This is a genomic window from Peptostreptococcus sp. MV1 (assembly GCF_000758885.1).
Lineage (GTDB): Bacteria > Bacillota > Clostridia > Peptostreptococcales > Peptostreptococcaceae > Peptostreptococcus.
This window is the reverse complement of record NZ_JRNB01000076.1, coordinates 1-8,792: the sequence shown is the minus strand read 5'-3', so window position 1 is coordinate 8,792 and position 8,792 is coordinate 1. Positions and strand designations below refer to the sequence as shown.

Genomic DNA, 8,792 nt, shown 5'->3' with positions numbered 1-8,792 from the left:
ATAGTCACTAGGTATGACACTACTGTCATTTATCTTATTACAAAGACTTTCCCATCTATAATCCGTGAGTGAAGCATTAACAGGAAAATAGAAAATAGACCTTACAAGTAACATTTGGAGAAGAATTACAATAATATCATTGTGAAGATGAAGATCCAAAAATTCAAGTGCAAAGCACATTTGAATTTTTCTGAATCGAGCTACGATATTATTAATTCTTAATCCAAGTTACCGTAAGGTCTCTTGATATTTTCCAAAATAATCCAAATGAAACACATTTGAATTTTTCTGAATCAAGCCACGATATTATTAATTCTTAATCCAAGTTACTGCTAGGTCTATTAATATTTCCTAGACTAACTCAAACAATGAAGCCTACTTACCAGACCTAAGAGTGTAAATCCCTCCACCTAATACCAGTCCACCACCTACTATATTACCCAGAGTAACTGGAATCAGGTTAGTCATCATCTGCCCAACTGTCACTCCAGTGATAGACTTAGATATCAAGCCAACACCGTAAACTGTCATATTAGCTATACTATGTTCAAATCCAGATGCAACAAAAGCCAATATACATAGTAATATTACTATCAACTTTGCCACGTCATCATCCGTCCTGAAAGTAACCAATACAGCCAAACATACCAGTAAATTACATAATACACCCCTCATAAACAATTCCATGAAGGAAGGAGCCGCCTTGGCTATGGCTGTATTGACGAAGAATTCCATCACTGGCCCCTTATTTACTAGGCCTGTATATACAAAGACAAAACTAAGTATAATCGCACCTATAAAATTACCTATATAAGAAGCTATCCAAACTCTAGCTAAATCCTTAAAACTAACACCTTTTTTTAAATATGCCACAGACATCACAAGGTTATTACCAGTGAATAAATCTGTACCTGTAAACACTACCAAACTTAGGGCAACGGCAAATGATAACCCCATCATTATCTTTACCATAGGACTTCCTGCTGCAGTCAAAATCCCACCTATTGTGAAGGATATAAGTATACCTATACCTATAAATGCCCCTGCAAATGCAGATGAAACTAGGTACTTAAATCTACTGTCATCCAATATACCTATTTTTTTCCTAGCTGCACTTGTAATCTTACCAATTGTTTCGTCGTACATTTCTACCTCCAAGTTTCAAATATTATTCAACCTGACTTTCTAGCATACATTACCTTTATTGTATGCTCTTTTGCTGATAAATATATGTATTGTGCCTATAGATATTTTATTCAGTCAGGTTCTTACATATTTTTGATAAGGTTAATCATCTCAATAGCTCCAACTGCTACGTCAAATCCCTTATTTCCTGCCTTTGTTCCTGCCCTTTCTATTGCCTGTTCTATGTTTTCTGTAGTTACTACACCAAACATTACTGGTATTCCAGCCTCTAGTGATACATGGGCTATACCCTTTGATACTTCGTTGCATACATAGTCATAGTGGCTTGTGTTGCCCCTGATTACTGCTCCTAGGCATATTACTGCATCGTACTTACCAGACTTGGCCATCTTGTCTGCTATTAGGGGTATTTCAAAGGCTCCTGGTACCCAAGCTACATCTATATTATCATCCTTTACATCATGTCTAACTAGGGCATCCTGGGCTCCTGAAAGTAGTTTTGATGTGATAAATTCGTTAAACCTTGCTGCTACTATTCCTATCTTTACTTCCTTTGCGACTAAATTTCCTTCAATATAATTCATCTTCTTTTTTCCTCCAATTTTTAATATTAATCTTCTTGTTGCTTTATATATTATTTCTAATAATTTTTAATAAATACCATATTTCTTATATTTTCTTCATAGCTTACTTTTGCACGAGCAAGCAAAAACCTTGTTAGATTTTCTAAATCTATCATATGACCTTCTTAGATTACTCTGCAATCTCTAGTATATGTCCCATCTTTTCCTTCTTAGTCTGTAGATAGAACCTATCGTGTTCTGTTGCCTTGATTTCAATTGGCACTCTTTCTACTATTTCCATACCGTAGTCTGATAGCTGGTATACCTTGTCTGGATTGTTAGTTAATAGTCTCATTGTCTTTACGCCTATGTCTTTTAGTATCTGTGCACCTGTAAAGTATTCTCTCATATCTCCCTCAAATCCAAGGGCTATATTTGCTTCCAATGTATCCATTCCCTTGTCTTGTAGGGCATAGGCCTTTAACTTGTTGACTAGACCGATTCCACGACCTTCCTGTCTCATATATAAAACTATTCCACGACCTTCTTTTTCAACAGCCTGCATAGCTGCTTCAAACTGCTGGCCACAGTCACACCTCATTGAACCAAATACATCTCCCGTTAGGCATTCTGAATGTACCCTGCATAGGATATCCTGTCCATCTCCTATATCACCCTTGACTAGGGCTATGTGGTGCTCTCCGTTTAGCTTGTTGATGTAGGCATGAGCTGTAAAATCACCAAACCTAGTTGGCATTTTTACGATACTTGAACACTCCACTAGCTTGTCGTGTTTTTTCCTGTATTCCTGTAGGGTCTTTATAGATGTGAACTTTAGGTCCCATTTCTGAGCCATCTCTATAAGGTCGCTCTTCCTCATCATTGTACCGTCTTCCTTCATGACTTCACAGCATAGACCACATTCCTTTAAGCCTGCAAGTCTCATTAGGTCAACTGTAGCTTCTGTATGACCATTTCTCTCTAGGACACCATTAGGCTTGGCCTTTAGAGGGAACATATGTCCTGGTCTACGGAAGTCACTTGGCTTGGCATTATCATCTACACAGGCCCTTGCAGTGAATCCTCTCTCAACTGCTGATATACCTGTAGTTGTCTCGACATGGTCGATTGATACAGTAAAGGCTGTTTCATGGTTGTCTGTGTTGTTTACTACCATCTGCTGTAGGCCTAATTTCTGGCAATATTCTGCACTCATAGGCATACAGATTAGGCCCTTGCCGTATGTAGCCATAAAGTTCACATTCTCAGTAGTGGCAAATTCGGCTGCACATATTAGGTCACCCTCATTTTCCCTGTCTTCATCGTCTGTAACCAAGATCATCTTTCCCTGTCTTAAATCCTCTAATACTTCCTCAATTGTGCTAAACTTAAACATATCATTGTCCTCCTAAAAACCATTCTTTAATAAAAATTCTCTTGTTATCTCATGTTTGTCTTCTTGCTTGTCATCGGTATTACCAAAGTTCATAAATTTTTCTACATATTTGGCTATACAGTCATTCTCCAAATTAACTATATGCCCTTCACTCTTGTAGTCCAAAATAGTATTTTTTAATGTATGGGGTATTATAGATACAGAGAAGTCCCTGTCAGTAACCTTGGCAACTGTTAGGCTAATCCCATCTATAGTTATAGATCCCTTCTCTATTATGTATTTTAATATTTGTTTATCCGCACTTATCTGGTACCAAATGGCATTGTCATCCTTTTTGACTGACACTATCTTGCCAATACCATCTATATGACCGGACACTATATGGCCACCAAAGCGACCATTGGCTATCATGGCCCTCTCTAGGTTGACCTTTGAGCCGGTCTTTAGACTGGACAGAGACGACCTATTCATAGTCTCATGCATGACATCCACTGTAAATTCGTCCTGCCTATAGGATGTGACTGTCAAGCATACCCCATTGACAGCTATGCTATCACCTAGGTTTACGTCCTCTAGCACCTTCTTGGCAGATAGGGTTAGGACTGCTGAATTGGCCCCCTTTGAAATCCCCTTGATGCTACCTATTTCTTCTATTATTCCTGTGAACACTCAACCACCTCATTTTCAACCCTATATTCTATAAGAAGGTCTTGACCAAGGGCTTCTACTCCTAGCATCTTCAAGCTCTTGGCCTGGTCTGGCAGGTCTACACCCCAGCCACCAACTGGCGACTTGGCGTCCTTTCCTCCAAATATCTTGTTGCCAATATATACTTGAACCTTGCTGACTATGCCTGCCTCCAGTGCTGACCAATTTAGCTGACCACCACCTTCTAGGAGGACTGAGTCAATACCCATACCACCTATTTTATCCATCAAATCTACTAGATCTATCCTGTCATGTTTACCATCTTGGACCAGTATCTTGCAGCCTGCTTTTTCTAGTAGGCCAATCTTTTCTCTATCTTCAAACCTAGTTGCAATTATGGTCTCGTACTGGTCGGCTGTTTTTACAATATTTGAATCCAGCGGAATCCTAAGTCCCGAATCACATATTATCCTAGTTGGACTGACTCCCCCCTCTAGCCTACAATTTAGGGTTGGGTCGTCTGCCAATACTGTCCCAATACCTACCATAATACCTGCATACCTGTGCCTGTCCTTGTGAACTTGACTCCTTGCCTTTGCACCTGTTATCCACTGGGATTTGCCTGTCCTTGTGGCTATCTTGCCATCAGCAGTCATAGCATACTTCATCACTACAAAAGGCTTTTTATTTCTTATATAATGCATAAAGACCTCGTTTAGGTCATCACACTCCTTTTCCATAACACCTGTGACTACCTCAATCCCATGCTCTCTAAGTATGTCAATTCCCTTGCCAGCTACCTTGGGGTTTGGGTCAAGTGAACCTACCACCACCTTGCCTATCTTGTTTTCTATTATGGCCTCTGTGCATGGAGGCGTCTTTCCATAGTGGCAACATGGCTCAAGGGTAACATACATAGTGGCTCCTGCTACAGATACACCTCTCGAACTACAATCCTTTAGGGCTTCCCTCTCTGCGTGTAGGCAACCACACTTGGTATGGTAACCTTTACCCAAAATCTGACCATCTCGGACTATTACGGCCCCAACCATGGGATTTGGATTTGTATATCCACAAGCCTTTTTTGCTAGGTCTATAGCCATACTCATATATTTTTCGTCCATATGAATCCCCCCATAAAAAAATCCCCGAACATCTAGTCCAGGGCTCTAATCTCTATACTTGCGTGTATTATATATAGACCGGTATGGTAGGCGAAATTCGCACGCCTAAAAATATCTATACACACTCGTGATATTTGAAAAAAAATCTGAAATGTCAAAAAAACATTTCAGAGCAATCTACTATATCACAAAATACAACACTATATCTCCTCTCATCCAGACTTTAACTGTCGGCTTTGGAATTACACCAAATCTGCTTTCGCTCGCGGGCTTTACCGCCGGTAGGGACTTGCACCCTGCCCTGAAGATTCTATTCAATTTATCCTATACGCTTAATTTATCACATTATAAAAACCTTGTCAACAGCTTTTAACCTTTTTTCTTATTGTTTTGTATTATAATATATGACTTTTGGTTAGGGTCGTAAACTAGAGAGTCAAAGCTTAGGTAGTCCGTCCTATAACCTATACCAGCTCTTTTTTTACGTGGATCTACATACTTATAAGACCTACAAGCATTCTTTATCCTATTATAATCCTCTTGGTTATTCACAGTATATACGTTCAAGGTATTGTTGCTGGCATCTACGTACTCAACCAAAAATGGCTTCAAATAGAATCTCAAATCCTTAATCTTATCCTTGGTCCACAAGTCATACAGGGTTTGACCATTGGCCCTATGCATAAAATGGTCATCATACTTATAGGAATGGGTTATATGCGTTACACTCTTGTACTTTTTCTCCATTTTTAGAGCAAACTCTCTTTCCAACTTAAAGTCGGTCTTCCAATCTCCCCTCTCCTTATATATGAAAAATATATTTTTTCTAGGTATACCCAAGTTTTTACAAGAATCCAAAAACTCCCTATTTCTATACTCTGCCTTCTCCTTAATATCTAGACCATCAAACTGCTTTTTAGAAAATATTTTGTGACCCGTCCCAGATGATACTAGGGCTACAAAGACATTATTCCTCCCCCTCTTTCTAATGGCATCTCTGATAGCACTACCAGCCCACAAGACTTCATCATCCTGATGTTGAGGATAAAATATAACGTATCTGGCAAAAGGCTTGTTCTTATCATTATTTTTGTTGGGGTCTGGCCTCCTGTTTATATTATCTACATTTTTTCCCTTGGGTGGCCTTATAGCAATTATTTTATCTAACCTTCTAGGTGCCTTACCTATATCTCCAAGGGTATAGTATGGATCTTTTTTCTTTTTTGCTTCCTTCTTTTCCTTTTTTGTATTGTATTCAAAAGTAGACTTATTTATATCCCTGATATCCTTTTTATCATCTACGACCACTCCATTCTCTATGGAATCATCCATTAGAGTAGCTTCAATCTCTTCATATGGCTTGTCTCTATCTATATTTTTATCAAAATAGTCGCTCTTTATAATCATAAACTGACCAGCAACTATAGCCACAAAAACCAAAAACAGTCTTTTTTTATTTACAAACTTTCTTACCCTTTTAAATTTCATAATACATCCCTCTACCATCACTTATATTTTTATATATTTATAAATTTCATCGTTTATTTTGACAATAGGTTTATAAGATTTTTCAATTTTTGTCCTCCTCCCACTTCCATATTACTTAATATTATAGCATTTTTAAGTATTTTTTCTACTGCCAGATTTCCTACTCACTCGCTACTATTCCCTTTAGAATGTATTACCTTAAACAGCTTATCTTGAAATGTTTCTTTACTCTTTTTATCAAAATATATCTCTGTTGCAAAGGTCTTTCCATTTATCTTTTTGATTAGAATACCATCAGGCTTTTGGTGTTTTGGTTGTTCTCCTATCTGTATTTTTTCAATATCTGTGTTTTCATTTTATGTCATTGAGTTCCTTCTTATGTTAAATATTTTTGTAGTTGCCAGACCACAATAATATTATATAACAAGGAGGATTTTTTTGATAACTTCTCAACGCTATATATTATAGAACCCAAAAAAGACGATAGCAGTCTCTATCGTCCATTTCAAAATTGAAATTATTACTTATTTTTCAAAACTTCGTTTAGCTCTATTTCATATTCTTTAACACTACTTATGATTCTATCAAATGGTATTTTTTCTCCAAAGAGCATATTTTTCATACTATCATAGTCTTTTGAGAATATCTCTAAAGCTTCATCTGATGGAATTAACTTTATATTTCCTTCCATAATATCATCGTATTTTGCCCAATTACACGCATAGAACTTTTTCTTAAACTCAATAACCGCTTTTAATAAATCTAAGTTATCGAAACTTTTTTCTTTTATATCTGTAAGTAGCATTTTATATACATCGTAAAAATGCCTTGAATATCTTGTAGGATAGTTGCCATTTACTCTGTTTGCTTCCCTATGCAGTATTGTTATCTTTTCATAAAAAGTTCTTAGACTATCAACTGCTACAACCTGAATATTTTCATCAAATACTTCAGGGTATACTTCCTCAATATAGGTCTTTATTTTCCGTCTACTTGCAGGGATCGGTTCAGCCAAACTTCCAATTTCAAGTCTTATCACTTGAAGTATGGAGCTGTCTTTATGATTTTTAGGATAATCAAAGCAAATTGTTTGACCGTCAAATTCATCAATGTAAAATTTATAATCTTTACCTTTCAACGCATCTTTAAAATCATTTTCTAAAACAGGCAAAAATTCATCCCTAAGAAATACCTTTGTGTCCTCGTTTAGTTTATCATTGAATTCCAACTGCTTCCTATTACTCCTATCCTCATAAGGTTCTTTACTTTTATAACCTAACAATTTCCAATCCAAAGCAAGGTCAATATCTTCCGAAAATCTTTCAATCAGCTTATATACTTTTGATAGGCTTGTTCCACCTTTAAAAACAATGGCATCTTTATATTTAAAATCCTTAAATAGGTATTTCAAAATCATACAAACCCATAAATCTTTTTCTACTATAGCCTTTGACATAGAAAGCTTATCTGATGTATTTTGTATCACAAGTTCAAGCTCTTCACTTGATATTTTTAATAATTTACTCATGGTTTATCTCCTGTATTTTATTTAAAACTTCCTGTATCCAAAAAGGTAATTTTAATGTATCCTTTATTAAATCTTCTTGAATTTCCTTAGCAAAAACAGCAAGTTTTTTTATATCTTCTTCACTTATATTATCTTTTCCAAGTGCTTTTATTGCCTGTATCAAAATAGATAATTCTTTTGAATAAGATGTTATATTTCTATTTGTCGTATGCTTAAATATGATTTTTTTATCTCTATACAAATATTCTCTATACGGTCCATCTGAAATATAAACATATTCATTTGGTACTTGTGTAGATAATCCTGTGTAGTTTAATGCTGTATCTCCTGTGGGAGCTATTGTCCAAGAAAATTTATCGGCTATCTTTTCTGCTACAGCACTAGCATCAGGATAAGAGTATTCATTTAAAATTTTACTGTACTTTGGTTTGGTATATAATCCATCAAGAAGTCTGGCTATCTCATTTTCTTCATTTAACCTATATAAAATGGATTTAATGGTATTCTTTGTCCCTAAGTCATAGAAGTCATTTATAGAGAAAATCTTACCTTGATTATCAGACATTATGGTTTCTATTTGTTTTGTGATTGAATCCATATATAACACCTCCTTGCACCCAAAATTATACACTTTTGGGTGCAAAAAGTCAATCCAGCAATAAGTTAAGTTTTTATCCTCCTGTTATATTTTTAGAAATTCTGCAAAAGCTTCAAATTTTCCTATAGTGCTAACTGTAATTTTAGTAGTAACCAGACTATACTCATATTGATACTTGTATCCTTGTCCGTTGATTGTATAATCAAGTTGAACGTAAGCGTAGAATTACGATCAGGTTATCACAACTACAAAAACAGAAAAAAGGTTCTATAATATATAGCGTTGATGGTAACAAAAATGC

9 protein-coding genes and 1 riboswitch are annotated in these 8,792 nt (G+C 36.1%); all 9 genes read right to left on the bottom strand.

Annotated elements, in window-relative coordinates; all coding sequences use genetic code 11:
• Window positions 1–375: 375 nt before the first annotated feature.
• Entirely contained in the window at window positions 376–1,146 is a 771-nt protein-coding gene (locus HMPREF1639_RS05880; protein ID WP_036764380.1) for a formate/nitrite transporter family protein, read from the bottom strand.
• 122 nt (window positions 1,147–1,268) lie between these two features.
• Window positions 1,269–1,730 carry a 6,7-dimethyl-8-ribityllumazine synthase gene (ribH, locus tag HMPREF1639_RS05875; protein WP_036764378.1) on the bottom strand — a complete coding sequence of 154 codons (462 nt, stop codon included), beginning with the start codon at window positions 1,728–1,730 and terminating at the stop codon, window positions 1,269–1,271.
• Between the two features lie 169 nt (window positions 1,731–1,899).
• The gene (locus tag HMPREF1639_RS05870; protein ID WP_036764376.1) at window positions 1,900–3,105 is read right to left on the bottom strand and encodes a bifunctional 3,4-dihydroxy-2-butanone-4-phosphate synthase/GTP cyclohydrolase II; all 1,206 of its coding nucleotides are present in this window, start codon (window positions 3,103–3,105) and stop codon (window positions 1,900–1,902) included.
• A 12-nt stretch (window positions 3,106–3,117) separates the two neighbouring features.
• Window positions 3,118–3,774: a riboflavin synthase gene (locus HMPREF1639_RS05865; RefSeq protein ID WP_036764374.1), complete on the bottom strand. Its 657-nt coding sequence runs from the start codon at window positions 3,772–3,774 to the stop codon at window positions 3,118–3,120.
• On the bottom strand, window positions 3,759–4,877 hold the full coding sequence (gene ribD / locus HMPREF1639_RS05860; RefSeq protein WP_036764372.1) for a bifunctional diaminohydroxyphosphoribosylaminopyrimidine deaminase/5-amino-6-(5-phosphoribosylamino)uracil reductase RibD: 1,119 nt from the start codon (window positions 4,875–4,877) through the stop codon (window positions 3,759–3,761). The genes HMPREF1639_RS05865 and ribD overlap by 16 nt, the downstream gene beginning before the upstream one ends.
• 200 nt (window positions 4,878–5,077) lie before the next feature.
• Window positions 5,078–5,190: riboswitch (FMN riboswitch) on the bottom strand.
• 56 nt (window positions 5,191–5,246) lie between these two features.
• On the bottom strand, window positions 5,247–6,365 hold the full coding sequence (locus tag HMPREF1639_RS05855; RefSeq protein WP_242847291.1) for a PIG-L family deacetylase: 1,119 nt from the start codon (window positions 6,363–6,365) through the stop codon (window positions 5,247–5,249).
• A gap of 164 nt (window positions 6,366–6,529) precedes the next feature.
• Window positions 6,530–6,640, bottom strand: coding sequence for a hypothetical protein (locus tag HMPREF1639_RS09710; protein WP_278244230.1), 111 nt, complete (start codon window positions 6,638–6,640; stop codon window positions 6,530–6,532).
• Window positions 6,641–6,885: 245 nt separating this feature from the next.
• Window positions 6,886–7,893, bottom strand: coding sequence for a nucleotidyl transferase AbiEii/AbiGii toxin family protein (locus HMPREF1639_RS05850; RefSeq protein WP_036764370.1), 1,008 nt, complete (start codon window positions 7,891–7,893; stop codon window positions 6,886–6,888).
• A complete protein-coding gene (locus HMPREF1639_RS05845; RefSeq protein ID WP_036764369.1) occupies window positions 7,886–8,491 on the bottom strand; it encodes a DUF6088 family protein in 606 nt (201 codons plus the stop codon). Before HMPREF1639_RS05845 ends, HMPREF1639_RS05850 begins: the two co-directional genes overlap by 8 nt.
• Window positions 8,492–8,792: the final 301 nt, after the last annotated feature.

Coding starts and splice junctions, on each gene's coding strand:
- HMPREF1639_RS05845 (WP_036764369.1), bottom strand. CDS start 8,491: ATGGATTCAATCACAAAACAAATAGAAACCATAATGTCTGATAATCAA.
- HMPREF1639_RS05880 (WP_036764380.1), bottom strand. CDS start 1,146: ATGTACGACGAAACAATTGGTAAGATTACAAGTGCAGCTAGGAAAAAA.
- ribH (WP_036764378.1), bottom strand. CDS start 1,730: ATGAATTATATTGAAGGAAATTTAGTCGCAAAGGAAGTAAAGATAGGA.
- HMPREF1639_RS05850 (WP_036764370.1), bottom strand. CDS start 7,893: ATGAGTAAATTATTAAAAATATCAAGTGAAGAGCTTGAACTTGTGATA.
- ribD (WP_036764372.1), bottom strand. CDS start 4,877: ATGGACGAAAAATATATGAGTATGGCTATAGACCTAGCAAAAAAGGCT.
- HMPREF1639_RS05870 (WP_036764376.1), bottom strand. CDS start 3,105: ATGTTTAAGTTTAGCACAATTGAGGAAGTATTAGAGGATTTAAGACAG.
- HMPREF1639_RS05855 (WP_242847291.1), bottom strand. CDS start 6,365: ATGAAATTTAAAAGGGTAAGAAAGTTTGTAAATAAAAAAAGACTGTTT.